This is a genomic window from Dactylosporangium sp. CS-033363 (genome assembly GCF_050942475.1).
GTDB lineage: Bacteria > Actinomycetota > Actinomycetes > Mycobacteriales > Micromonosporaceae > Dactylosporangium.
Map to the genome: position 1 here is coordinate 9642694 of NZ_CP192032.1, position 17215 is coordinate 9659908.

Consider the following 17215-nt stretch of genomic DNA (forward strand, 5'->3'; position numbering starts at 1 on the left):
ATGGCTGATGAGCGCACGTTTGTGATCGTCGGGGCGGGCCTGGCCGGCGCGAAGGCGGCGGAGACGCTGCGCGCCGACGGCTTCACCGGCAAGATCATTCTGATCGGCGAGGAGACCGAGCGCCCCTACGAGCGGCCCCCGCTGTCCAAGGACCACCTGCACGGCAAGGAGGGCGCGCGGGAGAAGGCGTTCGTGCGCGAGCCCGGCTGGTACGCCGAGCACGACGTCGACCTGCGCCTGGCCACGCGCGTCACCCACCTTGATATTTCGTTGAAGAAGATCGTTCTGGACGGCGTCGACGAGCTGCACTACGACAAACTCCTGCTGACGACCGGCTCCCGGGTGCGCACCCTGGACGTGCCGGGCGCCCAGCTGCCGGGCGTGCGCTACCTGCGCACCGTCGACGAGTCCGACGCCCTGCTCGACCACCTCAAGCGCGCGGCGAACGTGGTCGTCGTCGGCGCCGGCTGGATCGGCCTGGAGACCGCGGCCGCCGCCCGCCACCACGGCGCCGAGGTGACCGTGGTGGAGCTGGCCGACCTGCCGCTGCAGCGCGTCCTGGGCGACGAGGTGGCCACGGTGTACGCCGAGCTGCACCGCGCCCACGGCGTGACCTTCCGCTTCGGCGCCAAGGTCGCCTCCTTCAAGGGCAGTTCCGCGCTGGAGAGCGTCGTCCTGGACGACGGCACCGAGCTCCCGGCCGACCTCGCCGTCGTCGGCGTCGGCATCCAGCCCAACACCGAGCTGGCCGTGGACGGCGGCCTGGCCGTCGACAACGGCATCCTGGTCGACGCGGGCCTGCGGACCTCGGCCCCCGACGTGTACGCCGCCGGCGACGTGGTCAACCTCGACCACCCCCTCCTGGGCCGCCGGGTCCGGGTCGAGCACTGGGCGAACGCGCTGAACGGCGGCAAGGCGGCGGGCAAGGCCCTGCTGGGCGAGGACGTCACCTACGACCGCGTGCCCTACTTCTACTCCGACCAGTACGACCTCGGCATGGAGTACAGCGGCTACGCTTCCCCGGGCGAGTACGACCAGGTCGTCTTCCGCGGCTCGCCCGCGATCGCCGACGGCAAGGCCCCGGAGTTCATCGCCTTCTGGGTGCGCGACGGCCGCGTCCTGGCCGGCATGAACGCCAACGTCTGGGACGTGACGGACCCGATCCAGGCCCTGGTCCGCGCCGGCCACCAGGGCCGCGCGGTGGACCTGGCCAAGCTGGCCGACCCCGCGGTGCCGCTGGACAAGTTGCTCGACTGATCTGCACGGCGGGCCCACAACTCCTGCACAGTCGCGGCCTAGGCTTCGTGCTCGTGTCGCGACTCAGCGGCTTGTGGGCCTGCACCGTGGGGTTCATCGGCCTTCTGCTGCTGCTCTGGTACCTGCACCCGATCGCCGACCAGCGCCAGTGCCCCAACTGGGGGGCGAACGGCAACGCGAGCGCCTTCGCGGACGAGCGGTGGGACTTCCGGCTGCCCCTGCTGATCGCGGCCTGGCTGGCGGCGGTACTCGTGGAGCAGCTCCTGCCGCCGGCCCGCCGCTCCCCGGCCCGCGGGGCGCGCGCCCTGGCCGCCGTCCTGGTGACCGCCGTGGCGGGCTGCTGCGGCGTCTTCCCGTTCCTCGTCGTGTGCCGCTGAACATTTTTGGCGTGGGTTTGTCGAGAACGGCCGGGCGGCTCCGTCCCCGGGGCATGGAGACGCACGAGATCGCCGAGATCCTGAACCGTCCGATCAGCCGCGAGCTGCTGGCCCGCGACCTGACCCGGCTGGCGTACGTGGCCCTGGACGGGACGCCGCGCAGCATTCCGATCGCCTTCACCTGGAACGGCGCCGAGATCGTGCTGTGCACCACGAAGAACGCGCCGAAGCTGCCCCACCTGCGGGCCAACCCGATGGTCGCGTTGACCATCGACACCGAGGTCCACCCGCCGAAGATCCTGCTCCTGCGCGGCCGGGCGGCGCTGGACGTGGTGGACGGCATCCCGGACGAGTACCTGCAGATGAACGGCAGCTACGAGATGACCGACGAGCAGCGGGTGGAGTGGGAGGCCGAGGTGCGCTCGCTCTACGACGGGATGGTGCGGATCGTGATCACCCCGACGTGGGCCAAGCTGATCGACTTCGAGACCACCCTGCCCAGCGCCGTCGAGGAGCTCGTGCGGCAGCGGGCCGAGCGGCAGAACGCCGTCGCCTAGGCGGCGCGGCGTCTCGGGGTGTCGTCGACGCGGGCCTGGCGCCTGGGCGGCACGGCGCGTTGGCGTGTCGTGCCGCGGGCCTGGCGCCTGGGCGGCGCGGCGTCTCGGGGTGTCGTCGACGCGGGCCTGGCCCTTGGGCGGCGCGGCGTCTCGGGGTGTCGTCGACGCGGGCCTGGTGCCTAGGCGGCGCGGCGCGTTGGGGTGTCGTTGACGCGGGCCTGGCCCTGGATCAGGCGCAGGCGGGCCGGGGCGGGGGCCGGGGGCTCCTCGTCCAGCGCCGCGGGGCGCCGCCACTGCCAGGGCGGGCCCTGTCGTCCGGCCGGCGGGCGGCCCGGGTCGAGGGCGGGGCGGGACAGGGCGAGGACGATCCCGTAGCCGGCCAGCACGAAGCCGTGCGAGATGAGGCGGGTCGTCTCGACGGTACCGTTGAGCAGGTCGCTCGTGCTGAGCAGGGCGAGCAACGCCACGAACGCGGTCAGCATCGGCAGCGCCCCGGCGGGGGTGGCCCGGCGGGTGGCGATCCACGCGAACCCGGCGCCGATGGCCACGTTCCAGGCCGCCGACTCGTGGAACACGTGGCCGGACCCGTGCAGGTGGTTGGCGCTGGCCGCGCTGGCCGCCTGGGCGATCCCGAGGAAGAACTGGGCCAGCCCGAACAGGCCGAGCAGCACCCGCAGCGCGAGCACCACCCGCCGCTTGTCGACCAGCTTCCGCTTCGCCGGCTTGAACCCGGCGAGCAGCGACTCCACCGTGGGCGGCGTACCGGGCACCGGCTGCAACCGCACGAGCCGGGTCACCGCCGACGCCTCCCGCTCCCACTGACGGCAGGCCGGGCAGACCGCCAGATGCGCGTCGACCAGCGCCGGCGCGATCGCTTCGTCCTCGCCGTCGAGCCGGGCCGACAGCGCCTCTCGGTACCGCTCACACTCCACAGTTGGATTGTCGCCGCCCAGCCCCGGATAGTTCCACCGGCGGTCAGGCCCGTTCTGAGAGTGCGGACGTCCAGACGTGGGTCAGCGTGTCGACGAGCACCTCCCGGTCGTCGAACGGCGGCACCCCACTGGCGGCCAGGTAGTAGAGCCGCTCCCCCAGCCAGGTCAGCGACGCCGCCAACGCCGGCCGGTCGACTCCTTCCAGCCGCGGGTCGTCGGCGATGCGGGCCAGGGTGGCCTCGGTGAAGGTGGCCATCTGGCTGAGCCAGAGCTCGCGCAGCTGGGGGTCGGCGCCCCAGCTCTCCACGATCGCGCGCAACACCCCGGCGTTGGCCAGCCACAGGTCAGCCCCCGCGGCAATCCCGTGCCGAAGCGCGTCTCGGGGGCTCATCGCCTGGTCCCGCACCCCGTCCTGAGCCCCGCCGCGCGTCGGGTGCGGCACACCGTCCCGCGTCGCGTTCGGCGCCCCGCCGGGCGACCCGTCCTGCGCACCGCCGCGAGTCGGGTGCGGCACACCGTCCCGCGTCGCGTTCGGCGCCTCGTCCGGCGCATCGGCCTGCGCCTGGTCCGGAACCCCATCCCGCGTCTCGTCCCGCGCTTGGGCCGCCGCCGGCCGAGTGGACGGCGACTCAGCGGACGGCACCGCCGGCTGAGATCCCGGCCTCGACCGCTGAGCGGCGAGCGGAGGGGACGGCTGTGCGGACGGCGGCACCGCCACGGACGGCGTCTCAAACGGAGCGGACGGCACCACCGCGGACGGCGCCCCCGGCTGAACGGCGGACGGCCCGGGCGAGGCCAGCCACGGCTCGGCTGCCTGGTGCCCGGCGCCCACGGCCCGGCGGACCAGTTCGGCCAGTGCCGCCTGTTTGCCCGGGAAGTAGAAGTAGAAGCTGGCCCGCGACACCCCGGCGGCGGCGATGATCTCGGCCACGCTCAAGGAGTCGAAGGTGCGCTCGTCGAGCAGGTGCCGCAGCGCCTCCAGGATGCGTTCGCGCAGCTCCGGGCTCGGTCCGGCGGGTTCGTCGCGGCGGGCGTTCACGGCTCACACAGTACAAGATGCGGCGTCTGGACAGTGTGACCAGACAGCTTGTATGGTCGATGCATGAGGTATCAGACCTTCGGCCGGACCGGCCTGCGTGTCTCCGAGCTCGTGCTGGGTGCCATGACCTTCGGCGAGCAGGGCGGGGTCGGCGCGCCGATCGAGGAGTGCCGGCGCATCCTCGACGCGTACGCCGACGCGGGCGGCAACATGCTCGACACCGCGATCAACTACCGCGGCGGCGCCAGCGAGGAGATCGTCGGCGAGCTGCTGCAGGGCCGGCGGGAGCGGTTCGTCCTTTCCACGAAGTACACGGTCACGCGCGACGCCACCGACCCCAACGGCGGCGGCAACCACCGGCGCAACCTGCGCCGCTCGCTGGAGACCAGCCTGCGCCGGCTGCGCACGGACCACATCGACGTCTACTGGGTGCACATCTGGGACCGGCACACGCCGATCGAGGAGACGATGCGCGCCCTCGACGACGCCGTCCGCGCCGGTCAGATCCTGTACACGGGCATCTCCGACGCCCCTGCCTGGCTCGTGTCCCGCGCCAACACCCTGGCCGAGTGGCGCGGCTGGACCGGGTTCGCCGGCCTCCAGGTCCCGTACAGCCTGATCAACCGCGACGCCGAGCGGGAACTGCTGCCGATGGCCGACGCCTTCGGGATGTCGGTCACGGCCTGGAGCCCGCTCGCAGGAGGAATTCTATCCGGCAAGTACGACAATTCCGCGGCGGTGAACGCGGCGGCCAAGGCCCGCCTGGACCGCGCCTCGATCAGCGAGCACGACCTGGCCGTGGCCCGCGCCGTCCGCACGATCGCCGACGAGCTGGGCGCCACCCCCGCTCAGGTGGCTCTGGCCTGGACCCGCCGCCGCGCCCGCGTCCTGCCCATGCTCGGCGCCCGCACCGTGGACCAGCTCCGCGACAACCTGGGCTGCCTGGACATCGCCCTGACCCCGGAGCAGGCGGAGAAGCTGGAGGCGGCCACCGAGTTCAAGGCCGGCTTCCCCACCGACTTCATCAATCAGACGGAGCAGTGGGTGCTAGGCGCCGCAGCAAATACGTATCCATGATCCAGCCCTTGCGCTCCCGCGCGTCGGCACGTACCCGGGCGATCTCGTCGATGACGTCGCCGAGCCGGCCGCTGAGCAGGATCTCGTCCGGCGTGCCGAGGTACGCGCCCCAGTAGATGTCGATGGCCTCGTCGCGGTACCGGCGGCAGGCCAGCCCGGCGTCCAGCATCACGACCACGTCGTCGCAGCCGGCGGGCCACTGCGCCGCCAGCCGCCGCCCGGTCGTGATGAGCACGGACCCGGCCACGCGGTTGAGCGTCACCCGGTGCCGGGCGGTCAGGATCTGCACGCTGCTGATCCCCGGCACCACGGTGAAGTCCACGCCGAGCTGGTCCAGGATGCGGATCGTCCCGTCGTACAGGGCCGGGTCGCCCCACGCCAGGATCGCCCCGACGCCGTCCGGCCCGAGCTCGCGCTCGATCGCCTCGCCGAGCAGCCGCGCCCGCTCGTCGCGCCAGTCGCGCACCGCGCCCTGGTAGTCCGCCGCGGCCCGGTCCCGCGGCGGGTCGGCGATCACGACCGTGCGGGAGCCGGCGCGGGTGACGTACCGCTCCAGGAGGGCCCGCCGCGCCTCGGTCAGCTCGGCCGCCTGCTCCCCCTTGTCGAGCACGAAGAACACGTCGGCCTCGTTCATGGCGTCGATCGCCTGGACGGTCACCTGCTCCGGGTCGCCCGCCCCGACACCAATGATCAACACCCTGCGCATGCGGCCATCGTAGGAGCCGCGCGGGACGTCACGCCGGGTAGGCCCTGGTCTCCGTGGCCTTGACCGCCGCCCACACCTCGCGCCCGGGCGTCAGCTCCAGGTGCGCGGCCGCCGCCGGCGTGACGTCCGCCGCCGCCCGCAGCGCCCCGTCGAGCTGGATCCGCAGGTTGTCCCCGTGCCGCTGCATGCCCGCGATCGTCGCCGGCCACGTGTTGCGCGGGCTGCCGTCGGGCCGCGACGCGTGCAGCGCCACCGCCGACGGCGCGAACGCCACGAACGCGTCCCCCTGCAGCGCGTCGGCCGCCGTCAGCACGATCCCGCCGACGTCGATCGCGTGCCCGTCGGCCCGCCCCCGGTACAGGTTCAGCCCCACCAGCCGCGCCACGTACTCGGTCCGCGGCCGCGCCGTGATCTCGGCCGCGTCCCCCTCCTGCACGACGCCGCCGTCCTCGACGATCACCAGGCGGTCGGCCAGCACCAGCGCGTCGAGCGGATCATGGGTCACCAGGAGCGTCGCACCTGGATGCCCGGCCAGATGGCGCTGCAGCTCGGCCCGCGTGTCGGCCCGGGTCCCGGCGTCCAGCGCGGCGAGCGGCTCATCAAGCAGAAGCAGCGCCGGTTGTACCGCCAGTGCTCTCGCCAACGCCACCCGCTGCGCCTGCCCGCCGGAGAGCTGCCGGGGTTTGCGCCGCGCGAAGTCGCCCAGCCCCACGCGGCCCAGCCACGCCGTCGCCTCCGCGCGCGCCGTCCTCCGGTCCCGCCCGTGCCGCCGCGGCCCGAACGCCACGTTGTCGAGCGCGGTCAGGTGCGGGAACAGCAGGTACTCCTGGAACACCACCCCGACCGACCGCCGCTCCGGCGGCACCCAGACCCGCCGCTCCGGCCGATCGAGATCCTTCCCGTCGAGCGCGATGTGCCCGTCGGTCAGCCCGGTGAGCCCGGCCAGCGCCCGCAGCGCCGTGGTCTTCCCGGCCCCGTTCGGCCCGAGCAGCGCCACCACCTCGCCGGCCGCGATCCGCAGCTCGACGTCGAGCCGAAACGTGCCCCGATCGACGACCAAGTGGGCGTCCAGGTAGTCGCTCATGCGGCGGAGATCCATTTGTCGCGCAGGGAGGCCAGGATCGCGACGGACACGGCGAGCAGGATCAGGCTCAGCACGATGGCGGCCTGGATGTCGGTCTCCAGCGCGAGGTACACCTCCAGCGGCATCGTCCGCGTCCGCCCCGGGAAGCTGCCCGCGAACGTGATCGTCGCGCCGAACTCGCCGAGGGCGCGGGCCCAGCACAGTACGCCGCCGGCCGCGATGCCCGGCGCCACCAGCGGCAGCGTCACGTGCGTGAAGGTCGTCCAGCGCCCGGCGCCGAGGGTGGCCGCCGCCTCCTCGTAGCGGCTGTCCGCCCCGCGCAGCGCGCCCTCCACCGCGATGATCAGGAACGGCATCGCCACGAACGCCTCGGCCAGTACGACGGCGCTGGTGGTGAACGGCAGCGTGATGCCGAACGCGCGGTCCAGGTACTGCCCCAGGATGCCCCGCCGCCCGAACACGAGCAGCAGCGCCACGCCCCCGACCACCGGCGGCAGCACCAGCGGCACCGTCACGATGGCCCGCACGATCCGCCGGCCGGGGAACTCCACCCGGGCGAGCAGCCAGGCCAGCGGTACCCCGAAGATCAGGCACAGGACCGTGGCGAGGGTCGCGCTCTGCAGCGACAGCCGCAGGGCCGTCAGCACCCCGGGCTGCGCGATCCGCTCCGGCAGCGTGGTCCAGGGCGCGCGGATCAGCAGTCCCGCCAGTGGCAGTACCAGAAACAGCAGACCGATGCCGGCGGGCAGCAGCAGCCCCAGTGGCACCCGTCGCTGCCCTGCCGGGCCGGCACCCCTCGCGAGGCGCCGGCCCGTCGAACCGGGGACGCGGTCGGTCACGGAGCCTGGAAGCCGGCGTCCGCGAGGACCGCCTTGCCCTTGTCCGACAGCACGTAGGCGACGAAGGCCTTGGCCCCCGCGGCGTTCGGGGCGTTCTTCAGCACCACGATCGGGTAGTTGTTGATGGCGCCCGCGGACTCCGCGAACTCCACGCCCTCGACGTTGGCGGCGGCGGCCTTGGCGTCGGTGCGGTACACCAGGGCGGCGTCCACCTCGCCCAGGGTCACCTTGGACAGCGCCGACTTCACGTCCTGCTCCAGGGTCACCGGGGTGAGCTTCACGTTCGCCGCGGTCAGGGCGGTCTTCGCGGCCGCGCCGCACGGGACCTGCTCAGCGCACAGGGCCACCTTCACGCCCGGCTTGGTCAGGTCGGCCAGGCCCTTGACGCCCTTGGGGTTGCCCTTCGGCACGGCGATCACGAGCTGGTTCTTGACGAACGTGGTCGGGTCGCCCGAGTTGTTGCCGGCGTCGGTCACGGTCTTCATGTTCGCGGGCGCGGCCGAGGCGAACACGTCGGCCGGGGCGCCCTGGTTGATCTGGGTGGCCAGCGCCGAGCTGCCCGCGTAGTTGAAGGTGACCTTGCTGCCGGGGTTGGCCGCCTCGAAGTCCTTGCCGATCTTGTTGAACGACTCGGTCAGCGACGCCGCCGCGAAGACGTTGATAGTGCCCGTGACGCCCGGCGCCGCGCCCGAGGTCGGGGCGGCCGGCTGGTTGTTCGTATCGCTGGTGGAGTCGTCCCCGCAGCCGGCCAGGCCGGTCAGCCCGACCGTGACCGCCACGAGCCCGGCCAAGAACGCACGCCTCATCGATGTCCCCTCTCCATAACCCGCTCCACCACCACGGTGGTCGACTTGATCACGGCGACGGCCACCGATCCGACCTGTAGGTCGAGCTCGTCGGCGGCCTCCCGGCTCATCAGCGACACCACCCGGAACGGCCCGGCCTGAATGTCGACCTGGGCCATCACGGTGTCCTTGACCACGGCGGTGACGATCCCCCGCAGCCGGTTGCGCGCCGACGAGCCCTCGGCCCCCGCGTCCGCCTCGGCCGCCTGCGACCGGGCGAAGCCGGCCAGGTCGACGCCGTCGATCACGCGGTGCCCGTTCTCGTCGCGCCCGGCCGCCACCCGGCCGGCGTCGACCCACCGCCGGAGCGTGTCGGCGCTGACGCCGAGCAGCTCGGCCGCCTCGCCGATCCGGTACGTGGTCATGGTCGAAAGCCTATATCTCGCAGTTGCGAGGGCGAATCGGTCTCCAGGCTGGTATCTGCCCAACAAAACGCTACCGAGGCATGATGGACCCATGACGCAGCGCTGGTCCGAGGTGCTCAGCCTGGTGACGTACGCGGTGGCGCCGGGTCCGTCCACGGTCGTAGTCGACGGCACGGACGCCGAGGTCGTGGCCGACACCGCCGACCGGCTCGCCGCCACGCTGCGGGAGGCCGCCGCCGTACGCCGCGAGGGCGCCACCATCGACGTCGAGGGCGGCGGCCCGCGCGTGGTCGTGTGGCTGCGCACGTCCCGCGACCGCCACGCCGAGGAGGCGGCCCGCGGCGACCACGCCGACATCGTGGTCGACCTGCACGACCGCGCCTGGCCGGTGGTCCGCCACGTGGCGCCGCACCTGGCCGAGCACCAGCACTGGTACCTGCGGGAGTCCCGGGCCTTCTTCGGCGTCCGCGCGGCCACGTGGGACACCAAGTTCGGCGACGACGCCCCGGCCTACGCGGCCGCCGTGTGCCGGGCCGGGCTCCCGATCGGCGGCACGGTCCTCGACGCCGGCTGCGGCACCGGCCGCGCCCTGCCCGCCCTGCGCGACGCGGTCGGGCCGGCGGGCACCGTGATCGGGCTGGACGTGACGGCGGAGATGCTCGACGTGGCCCGTACCCGAGGAGAACATCTCGTGATGGGCGACGCCCGCCGGCTGCCGTTCGCCACCGGCGCCCTCGACGCGATCTTCGCCGCCGGCCTCGTGATGCACCTGCCCGACGCCGCCGAGGGACTGCGCGAACTGGCCCGGGCGACCTGCCCCGGCGGCCGCCTGGTGCTCTTCCACCCCTCGGGCCGGGCCCGCCTCGCCGCCCGCCACGGCCGCACGCTGCGCCCGGACGAGCCCCTCGCGGTTGGACCGCTCACGGCGGCGTGCGAGGCGTCCGGCTGGGCCTTGACCGACTACGACGACGGCGAGGACCGGTTCTTCGCGCTGGCCGTGCGCCACGCCCGACCCCGGGAGACGCCGCGACCAGCGCCGCAAGCCGAGCATGGCGTTAAATCGTGATATGTCCGAAATATCCGGGGAGGAACGAGCCGGATATTTCGTGACTAAACCGGCGTGAGCAGACCGCGTTCCGAGAGCAGATCGCGCACCTTGCGCTCCTCCGGCTCCGGCAGCAGCGTGAACGGCAGCACGAACAAGCCGTTCCCGCCGACCACGACGATCCAGAACTCGCCGTTGTCCTCGACGCGCTCGACCGCCGACCACTCGTACCCGGTGCGCATCGAGGGCGTGAAGACCCGCACGCCGGTGTCCGTGATCTCGTAGGTGGCCGTCTCCGCGAACACCCCGGTCCGCGCCTTCGCCGCCGCCCGGGTCAGCAGCCACGGGCCGACCAGGATCACCACGCCCGGGGTCAGCAGCAGGCCCGCGCCGATCGGGAGGCCGAGGATGAGGGCGCTGAGGCCGGCGACCGACAGACCCCCGCCGATCATGTTCCACGAGCGCAGGCTGCCCCGCATGCGCGCCCGCAGAGCCCTGCGCGTCCGGCCGCGGTCCGGCTGGACCGTCAGCGTGATCAGCATCAGTCCCCGTTCATCGATTGCTGCCGTAGGGTACGCCATCCGAGCCGGATGGGGAGAGCGGGCCCGGGGCGAATCCTGACCTTGCGACCCGGCCGATCGGGTGCATGCTGTGGCCATGAACATCCGCAGTGACCAGCGCGCCGACGCCTGGGAGCGGCGCACCGCGGGGCCCCTCACCGCGCTCGCCGTGGTGTTCCTCCTCGCGTACGCGGTGCCGATCCTGCACCCGCAACTGCCCCGGACCTGGCACGACGCCTGCGAGGCGGCCAACATCACGATCTGGGCCCTGTTCGTGGGCGACTACGTGGTCCGGTTCCTGTTGCATGTCGAGCGGATCCGGTTCGTGCGCGGGCATCTGTTCGATCTGGCGGTACTGCTGCTGCCGGTTCTTCGCCCTTTGCGCGTCCTGCGGCTGTTCACGGCGGTGCTCGTGCTGACCCGGCGCACGGAGGCGTGGGCGCGCGGGCGGCTGGCGCTGTATGTGGGCGCGACGAGCATCCTGCTGATCTTCGTGGCGGCGCTGGCCGTGCTCGACGCCGAGCGGGCCAACCCGGACGCGAACATCACCAGCTATGCCGACGCCGTGTGGTGGGCCTGCGTGACGATCACGACGGTCGGCTACGGCGACCACTTCCCCACCACCACCGACGGCAAGCTGGTCGCGGTCGGGCTGATGATGGGCGGGATCGGCCTCATCGGTTTCGTGACCGGCTCGCTGGCCACCTGGATCGTCGACCGGATCTCGGTGAAGGACGACGACACCCAGGACGCCACCAAGAGCGACATCGCGCAGGTCCTGGCCGAGGTCAAGGCCCTGCGCGAGGAGGTCGCGGCGCTCAAGCAGGCTCAGGTGGCCGAGCCGACCGTCCAGTAGACCCGGTTGTAGTCGACGAGCTCCAGGCGGTCACCGGCGTCCCGGTACGTCGTGATCCCGCAGTTGGCCGGCGCCTGCCCCTCGGGCCACCGCTGCGCCTGCGCGTACGTCCAGCCCTCGAGCAGGAAGCGGAAGCAGCGCAGCGTCCCGCCGTGGGTGACGATCATGATCTTCTTGCCGGGGTGGTCGCGGAACAGCGTGTTGATGAACTCGTGCACGCGGCCGGTGACGTCGGCCAGGCTCTCGCCGCCGGGCGGGCGGGCCATGAAGCCGCCGAACGTCTGCCAGTACTCGTTGAGCCACGGGAACGCCGCCTCCGCCTCGGCGGTCGTCATGTCGTAGGCGAAGCCCGGGTCCCGCTCGCGGATGAACAGGTCGGCCTTCACCTTCATCCCGGCCCGCTCGGCCGTCGGATACGCGGCCAGCACGCCCTCGGCGGTCTGCTCGGTGCGCGCGTACCCGCTGGTGAACACGTAGTCGAAGGCGCCGAAGCGCTCCCGGACGGCGTGCCCGGTCTGCTCGGCCTGCTTGCGCCCGTCGGCGGTCAGCTCGATGAGATGGTCCGGCACGCCGCGGACCACCTGGCGGGCGGCGTCGTCGGCGAAGTACACGCTGCCCTTCTTGGCCTGGTTGCGCGCCGACTCGGCGTGCCGGACGAGGACCAGCAGGGCTGGGCGAGAGGTGTCCACCTACGACTCGTACTGCTCCTGCGGCACCGGGATCAACGTGACCTCCGACACCGAGATGAACGGGATCGCCTCGCCGTTGACGTCGTCGGTGATCTCGCGGCCGCTGTACTTGCCCGTGACCTGCACCCACTGCTGGTCGGCCAGGCCGTCGGGCAGCTCGCCGTCGAGCGCGACCTTGACCGGCCGGGCGTCGGCCGCGCAGCAGCTGACCATCATCCGGGCCAGCAGCCACTGGTCCTGCGGCCCGCGCATCGCGAAGCCGGTGAGCTGGATGCGCCGCTCGCCGAGCGACACGCCCTTGTCGAACACGGCGCGGGAGGCGTAGTCGAGCATCGTGAGCGAGAGCGGGTCGCCGGCGGGCAGCGGCGCGTACTCCGAGCGCGCGGTCACCGCCGAGCCCGAGCGACCGGCCGCGTAGGAGCCGAGCGCGGGCGGGGCGAACAGCAGCAGCCCGAGCACCGGGGCGAGCAGCAGCCAGGCCACCTTGGGCCCGTGATGCGCGTGGCCGTGGCCGTCGTCGTCGTGGCCCTTGTGTCCGCGCAGCTCGTACCACAGCGTGAACAGCCCGGCCAGGACCAGGATGCCGCCCGCCGTCACCAGGTACGGCTGCAGGCCCGGCTTGACGTAGTTGAGGTACTGCCCGCTCAGCGAGGCCCGCAGCACGGCCCCGCCGATCAGCAGCAGGATCACAGCCTGAGCCTGCTTGTTCACAACAGCACCGGTCCCAGGATCGCGGAGACGAGGATCGCCACGACGAACGTGACGGGGGCGAAGCGCATCGCGAACGAGCGGCCGAAGATGCCCGCCTGCATCGCGAAGAGCTTCAGGTCGATCATCGGCCCGACGACGAGGAACGCCAGCCGGGCGGTGAGCGAGAACTGGGTCAGCGAGGCGGCCACGAACGCGTCGGCCTCGGAACAGATCGACAGCAGTACCGCCAGCAGCCCCAGCGTCACGATCGCCAGCACCGGGTTGGCGGCGACGTGCTCCAGCCAGCTCTTGGGCACCACGACCGAGATGACGGCGGCGCAGGCGGCCCCGATCACGAGGAAGCCGCCGGCGTGCAGGACGTCGTGGCGTACCGAGGCCCAGAATGCCGGCCACTTGCCCATCCCGTCCAGGTGCGCCCGCGACGGCATCTTGAGCCAGCTGCCCTTGCCGAACGCCTGCCAGAGCCAGCCCATCAGGCAGGCGACGACGAGGCTGGCCACGGCCCGGCCGACCACCATCTGCGGCTGACCCGGGAAGGCGACCGCGGTGGAGACCAGCACGACGGGGTTCACGGCGGGCGAGGCGAGCAGGAACGCGAAGGCGGCGGCGGGCGTGACCCCGCGGCGCACGAGCGCGCCGGCCACGGGCACGGACGCGCACTCGCAGCCCGGCAGCACGACACCGGCCACCGATGCCGTCGGTACCGCGAGCGCCGGGTGCTTCGGCAGCGCCTTGGCGAAGAACGACGGCGGCACGAACACCGCGATGATCGCGGAGAGCACGACGCCGAAGACGAGGAACGGGATCGCCTGGGTCAGCACCGAGACGAACACGGTCAGCCAGGTCTGCAGCGCGGGCGCGGCGAGCGAGCGGGTGATCGGCTCGCGCAGCAGCACCACGAGCACCAGCACGACCGCGAGCACCTCGACCGACCCCGGGCGCCAGCCCCGTTTCGGTTCGGCCTCCGCCTCGGGAGCCGGATGTTCCTCGGTCACCGTCACGCCCAGGAGGCTACCCCGTCGATTGGTACCGTCGGCATGAAGCGCCGACGAACACTTCGGAGAGTGAACCCATGTTCGACTCGCAGGCGTGCGCGCTGGCCCACGGCGCCGTCGACCTCGCCCCGGACGGCCGGGCGGTGGTGGCGGTCTTCGACTCCCCGGTCGCGACCCAGCTGCTGCACTTCGCGGCGACGCTCGGCTACCGGGTGGCGCTGGCCGAGCCCGGCCTCGACGGCATCACCGTCGACGCGAACACCGACATCGTGGTGTGCGACCACGACCGGCCCGAGCTGGGCCCGGTCCTGCGCGACGCCTTGCAGACGCCCGCGCGCTGGATCGGCGTGATGGGCAGCCCGCGCCACGTCGGCCCGCACATCGAGGCGCTGCGCAAGCTCGGCGTCACCGACGAGGACATCGCCCGGGTCCATCGACCCATCGGCCTCAACATCGGCTCGCGCACGCCGGCCGAGATCGCCCTCGCGACCCTCGCCGGGCTGGTCGCCGATCGCAACGACCGGCCCGGCGGGTTCGCGTTCTAGCAGCCGGGAAGGCGCTCGATCAGGTACGTCTCCACCTGGTCGATCGAGACCCGCTCCTGGGTCATCGTGTCGCGGTCGCGGACCGTGACGGCGTTGTCGTTGAGCGTGTCGAAGTCGACGGTCAGGCAGTACGGCGTGCCGATCTCGTCCTGCCGCCGGTAGCGCCGGCCGATGCCCTGGGCGTCGTCGAAGTCCACCGTCCAGCGCTTGCGCAGCTGGGCGGCGAGGTCGCGGGCCTTGGGCGAGAGGTCGGCGTTGCGCGACAGGGGCAGCACCGCCGCCTTGACCGGCGCGAGCCGCTTGTCGAAGCGCATGACCGTGCGGGTGTCCACCGAGCCGCTGGTGTTCGGCGCCTCGTCCTCGTCGTACGCCTCGAGCAGGAACGCCAGCACGGCCCGGGTGAGGCCGGCGGCGGGCTCGATGACGAACGGCACCCACCGCTCCTTCTTCTCCTGGTCGAAGTAGGACAGGTCGACACCGGAGTGCTTGGAGTGCGTGGTGAGGTCGAAGTCGGTGCGGTTGGCGATGCCCTCGAGTTCGGAGAACTCCTGGCCACCGAAGCGGAAGCGGTACTCGATGTCCACCGTGCGCTTCGAGTAGTGCGAGAGCTTCTCCTTGGGGTGCTCGAAGAAGCGCAGGTTGTCCTCGGAGATGCCCAGGTCGATGTACCAGTTCCAGCGCTGCTGCAGCCAGTACTCGTGCCATTCCTCGTCGCTGCCCGGCTCGACGAAGAACTCCATCTCCATCTGCTCGAACTCGCGCGTGCGGAAGATGAAGTTGCCCGGGGTGATCTCGTTGCGGAAGCTCTTGCCGATCTGCGCGATGCCGAACGGCGGCTTCTTGCGCGCGGCGCCCGCGACGTTGTTGAAGTTGACGAAGATGCCCTGCGCGGTCTCGGGCCGCAGGTAGTGCAGGCCCTCCTCGTTCTCCACGGCGCCCAGGTAGGTCTTCATGAGGCCGTTGAACATCCGCGGCTCGCTGAAGGTGCCCTTGTTGCCGCAGTTCGGGCAGTTGATCTCGCCGAGCACGAACGGCTTCTCGGTGCCGTTCTTCTCGACCCAGGCCTCTTCGAGGTGGTCGGCCCGGAAGCGCTTGTGGCAGGACGCGCACTCGGTCAGCGGGTCGACGAACGCGTCGACGTGGCCGGAGGCGACCCAGACGTCGCGGGCCAGGATCACCGCGGAGTCGAGGCCGACGATGTCGTCGCGCTGCTGGACCATCGTGCGCCACCACTGGCGGCGGACGTTCTCCTTGAGCTCGACGCCGAGCGGGCCGTAGTCCCAGGCCGAGCGGGTGCCCCCGTAGATCTCGCTGGACGGGAAGACAAAGCCGCGGCGCTTCGCGAGGCTGACGACGGAATCGATGCGATCTGCGGCCATGGGTTCCTCCTAAGCCTCACGGCGACTGGCTGTCGGCAAGGCTGGTCGTGTTTGGTCGGGTGGTGTCCTGCGTGGTGTTCACCCGGGCAAACCGTCAACGTCACGTTCGACGGTACGGTTACGCCGCGTCGAGCCGCACCAGATTAACGGGCGCGCCGCGCGGCCCGGCGCGGGCGGTGGGTCAGTCGATCCCGCCGCAGATCACGTACCGCGTGCCGGCCTGTTCCATGACGTACTGCTTCTCCACCCACGTCGTCTGCTCGCGCACCCGCGCCGGCACGGTGATCGCGTTGCTGATCGTGACGTTGTCCGCGTCGACCGTGAAGTCGGTGACCGGGGTGGCGCCGAAGTGGTCCTCGAACCAGCCGAGCGAGTGGGTGCGCTGTTCGTCGTCGCAGAGCTGGCGGCGGGCGGTGGCGAAGTCCTCGTCGCGGACCGCGGTCAGGTAGTCCTCGACCACCGCGGCGACCTGGCCCTTGCCGACCCGGTCGGCGTACGGCAGCAGCAGCGTCACCCCGACGACCCCGCCGATGCAGCACAGCACCACGATCAGCCCGCCGATGCCCAGCCCCCACCACAGCCCGCGCAGGTCGCGGTCGCGCGGCGGCGAGGCGAACGGCGCGACCACGCCGGGCCCGCGCGGCGGTGGCGGGACCTCGTCCGGCTGCTCCCAGAGGGGTGGCGGGCCGACCTGCGGCGGCATCATGCCGATCAGCCTATCCAAACGCCACGGCGATCACTCGCGCTCAGGCGCGGTCACTGCTCGTGACCGTGAGTTCACCGCCCGGCGCGGTCTCGGCCAGCACCTCGAACGCCGAGGGCTCGTCGAGCGACTGGGCCAGCAGCGGGGTGGCGTGCATCTTCACGTCGAAGTTGGACAGGGCGCGGCGGTACGCGCCGACCGACTCCCACTCGGTGACGATGCTCCAGTGGCTCGGGTCGTCGTACGCGCGCCCGAGGCGGCCGCGCAGGTACCCTTTGCAGGCCGCGAGGGCGGCGAGCGCGGCGTGTGCGCGCCCGGCGAAGCCGTCCGCGTCGTCCTCGACGACGAACCTGGTCATCACGAGCATGCCGCCGAGCATACGGAAGGACCCCGCATGACCGAGCACGTGCTCCAGCGGCTCGCCCGCCTCAACAAGACCCTGGTGTTCCTGGTGGCCGCGGCGCTCGTGTTCCTCGGCCTGTTCCTGCCGGGAATCGTGGGTTCCGCGGTACTGCTGGTGCTCGCGGCGGGGCTGCTGTGGCTGCTGACCAAGACGTGGCCCGTGACTCCCCCCGCTGCGCGGCTGCCGCGCGTGCTGATCCTCACCCTGCTGATCGCGGTGGCGGCCTTCAAGGCAAGTTGACAACGATTCCC

The 17215-nt window shown here is 72.1% G+C and carries 22 protein-coding genes; 8 read left to right on the forward strand and 14 right to left on the reverse strand.

The genetic code is table 11. From position 1 onward, the window contains the following. The 3 genes from ACQPZ4_RS44435 to ACQPZ4_RS44445 are packed head-to-tail and all read left to right on the forward strand — an operon-like array spanning position 1 to position 2191. Positions 1-1257, forward strand: a complete 1257-nt coding sequence (locus ACQPZ4_RS44435; protein ID WP_433050582.1) for an NAD(P)/FAD-dependent oxidoreductase — start codon at positions 1-3, stop codon at positions 1255-1257. Between the two features lie 53 nt (positions 1258-1310). Beyond that, positions 1311-1634 (forward strand): hypothetical protein, encoded by a 324-nt coding sequence (locus ACQPZ4_RS44440; protein WP_433050585.1) that lies wholly within the window; start codon positions 1311-1313, stop codon positions 1632-1634. Positions 1635-1645: 11 nt separating this feature from the next. After that, positions 1646-2191: a pyridoxamine 5'-phosphate oxidase family protein gene (locus ACQPZ4_RS44445; protein WP_433050588.1), complete on the forward strand. Its 546-nt coding sequence runs from the start codon at positions 1646-1648 to the stop codon at positions 2189-2191. A gap of 179 nt (positions 2192-2370) precedes the next feature. On the opposite strand, the gene ACQPZ4_RS44450 is transcribed toward ACQPZ4_RS44445, so the two are convergent. After that, positions 2371-3123 (reverse strand): zf-HC2 domain-containing protein, encoded by a 753-nt coding sequence (locus ACQPZ4_RS44450; protein ID WP_433050591.1) that lies wholly within the window; start codon positions 3121-3123, stop codon positions 2371-2373. A gap of 43 nt (positions 3124-3166) precedes the next feature. Beyond that, positions 3167-4162 (reverse strand): TetR family transcriptional regulator, encoded by a 996-nt coding sequence (locus tag ACQPZ4_RS44455; protein ID WP_433050594.1) that lies wholly within the window; start codon positions 4160-4162, stop codon positions 3167-3169. Positions 4163-4225: 63 nt separating this feature from the next. Here ACQPZ4_RS44455 and ACQPZ4_RS44460 point away from each other — a divergent pair, with 63 nt between their 5' ends. Beyond that, the gene (locus ACQPZ4_RS44460; RefSeq protein WP_433050597.1) at positions 4226-5239 is read left to right on the forward strand and encodes an aldo/keto reductase; all 1014 of its coding nucleotides are present in this window, start codon (positions 4226-4228) and stop codon (positions 5237-5239) included. Here ACQPZ4_RS44460 and cobF read toward each other — a convergent pair. The 5 genes from cobF to ACQPZ4_RS44485 form a co-directional block, all read right to left on the reverse strand. Beyond that, on the reverse strand, positions 5187-5945 hold the full coding sequence (gene cobF / locus ACQPZ4_RS44465; RefSeq protein ID WP_433050600.1) for a precorrin-6A synthase (deacetylating): 759 nt from the start codon (positions 5943-5945) through the stop codon (positions 5187-5189). The two genes, ACQPZ4_RS44460 and cobF, sit on opposite strands and share 53 nt — an antisense overlap. Before the next feature lie 28 nt (positions 5946-5973). Further along, positions 5974-7029, reverse strand: a complete 1056-nt coding sequence (locus tag ACQPZ4_RS44470; RefSeq protein WP_433050603.1) for an ABC transporter ATP-binding protein — start codon at positions 7027-7029, stop codon at positions 5974-5976. Continuing rightward, the gene (locus ACQPZ4_RS44475) at positions 7026-7796 is read right to left on the reverse strand and encodes an ABC transporter permease (protein ID WP_433050606.1); all 771 of its coding nucleotides are present in this window, start codon (positions 7794-7796) and stop codon (positions 7026-7028) included. Before ACQPZ4_RS44475 ends, ACQPZ4_RS44470 begins: the two co-directional genes overlap by 4 nt. A 68-nt stretch (positions 7797-7864) precedes the next feature. Then, positions 7865-8674 carry a molybdate ABC transporter substrate-binding protein gene (gene modA, locus ACQPZ4_RS44480; RefSeq protein ID WP_433050609.1) on the reverse strand — a complete coding sequence of 270 codons (810 nt, stop codon included), beginning with the start codon at positions 8672-8674 and terminating at the stop codon, positions 7865-7867. Beyond that, positions 8671-9078: a TOBE domain-containing protein gene (locus ACQPZ4_RS44485; RefSeq protein WP_433050612.1), complete on the reverse strand. Its 408-nt coding sequence runs from the start codon at positions 9076-9078 to the stop codon at positions 8671-8673. The genes modA and ACQPZ4_RS44485 overlap by 4 nt, the downstream gene beginning before the upstream one ends. 91 nt (positions 9079-9169) lie before the next feature. On the opposite strand from ACQPZ4_RS44485, the gene ACQPZ4_RS44490 reads away from it, so the two are divergent. After that, entirely contained in the window at positions 9170-10144 is a 975-nt protein-coding gene (locus ACQPZ4_RS44490; RefSeq protein WP_433050615.1) for a class I SAM-dependent methyltransferase, read from the forward strand. 44 nt (positions 10145-10188) lie between these two features. On the opposite strand, the gene ACQPZ4_RS44495 is transcribed toward ACQPZ4_RS44490, so the two are convergent. Continuing rightward, entirely contained in the window at positions 10189-10665 is a 477-nt protein-coding gene (locus ACQPZ4_RS44495) for a YcxB family protein (RefSeq protein WP_433050618.1), read from the reverse strand. Between the two features lie 115 nt (positions 10666-10780). On the opposite strand from ACQPZ4_RS44495, the gene ACQPZ4_RS44500 reads away from it, so the two are divergent. Next, positions 10781-11539, forward strand: a complete 759-nt coding sequence (locus tag ACQPZ4_RS44500; RefSeq protein WP_433050621.1) for a potassium channel family protein — start codon at positions 10781-10783, stop codon at positions 11537-11539. On the opposite strand, the gene ACQPZ4_RS44505 is transcribed toward ACQPZ4_RS44500, so the two are convergent. Genes ACQPZ4_RS44505 through ACQPZ4_RS44515 form a run of 3 tightly spaced genes read right to left on the reverse strand, consistent with a single transcriptional unit; the run spans position 11512 to position 13934 of the window. Continuing rightward, entirely contained in the window at positions 11512-12228 is a 717-nt protein-coding gene (locus ACQPZ4_RS44505) for a histidine phosphatase family protein (RefSeq protein ID WP_433050624.1), read from the reverse strand. The two genes, ACQPZ4_RS44500 and ACQPZ4_RS44505, sit on opposite strands and share 28 nt — an antisense overlap. After that, a complete protein-coding gene (locus ACQPZ4_RS44510; protein ID WP_433050627.1) occupies positions 12229-12918 on the reverse strand; it encodes a TIGR03943 family putative permease subunit in 690 nt (229 codons plus the stop codon). Between the two features lie 17 nt (positions 12919-12935). Further along, positions 12936-13934, reverse strand: a complete 999-nt coding sequence (locus ACQPZ4_RS44515) for a permease (protein WP_433066959.1) — start codon at positions 13932-13934, stop codon at positions 12936-12938. A gap of 77 nt (positions 13935-14011) precedes the next feature. Between ACQPZ4_RS44515 and ACQPZ4_RS44520 the strand changes: the two genes are divergently transcribed. Beyond that, positions 14012-14479 carry an XdhC family protein gene (locus ACQPZ4_RS44520; RefSeq protein WP_433050630.1) on the forward strand — a complete coding sequence of 156 codons (468 nt, stop codon included), beginning with the start codon at positions 14012-14014 and terminating at the stop codon, positions 14477-14479. Here ACQPZ4_RS44520 and ACQPZ4_RS44525 read toward each other — a convergent pair. The 3 genes from ACQPZ4_RS44525 to ACQPZ4_RS44535 all read right to left on the reverse strand — a co-directional run bounded on the left by ACQPZ4_RS44525 (position 14476) and on the right by ACQPZ4_RS44535 (position 16928). Beyond that, complete coding sequence (locus tag ACQPZ4_RS44525; RefSeq protein ID WP_433050633.1) at positions 14476-15858, reverse strand: glycine--tRNA ligase; 1383 nt, start codon at positions 15856-15858, stop codon at positions 14476-14478. The genes ACQPZ4_RS44520 and ACQPZ4_RS44525 overlap by 4 nt on opposite strands. A gap of 181 nt (positions 15859-16039) precedes the next feature. After that, the gene (locus tag ACQPZ4_RS44530) at positions 16040-16564 is read right to left on the reverse strand and encodes a hypothetical protein (RefSeq protein ID WP_433050636.1); all 525 of its coding nucleotides are present in this window, start codon (positions 16562-16564) and stop codon (positions 16040-16042) included. A gap of 40 nt (positions 16565-16604) precedes the next feature. Next, positions 16605-16928, reverse strand: coding sequence for an antibiotic biosynthesis monooxygenase family protein (locus tag ACQPZ4_RS44535; RefSeq protein WP_433050639.1), 324 nt, complete (start codon positions 16926-16928; stop codon positions 16605-16607). Between the two features lie 27 nt (positions 16929-16955). On the opposite strand from ACQPZ4_RS44535, the gene ACQPZ4_RS44540 reads away from it, so the two are divergent. After that, positions 16956-17204: a DUF6703 family protein gene (locus ACQPZ4_RS44540; RefSeq protein WP_433050642.1), complete on the forward strand. Its 249-nt coding sequence runs from the start codon at positions 16956-16958 to the stop codon at positions 17202-17204. Positions 17205-17215: the final 11 nt, after the last annotated feature.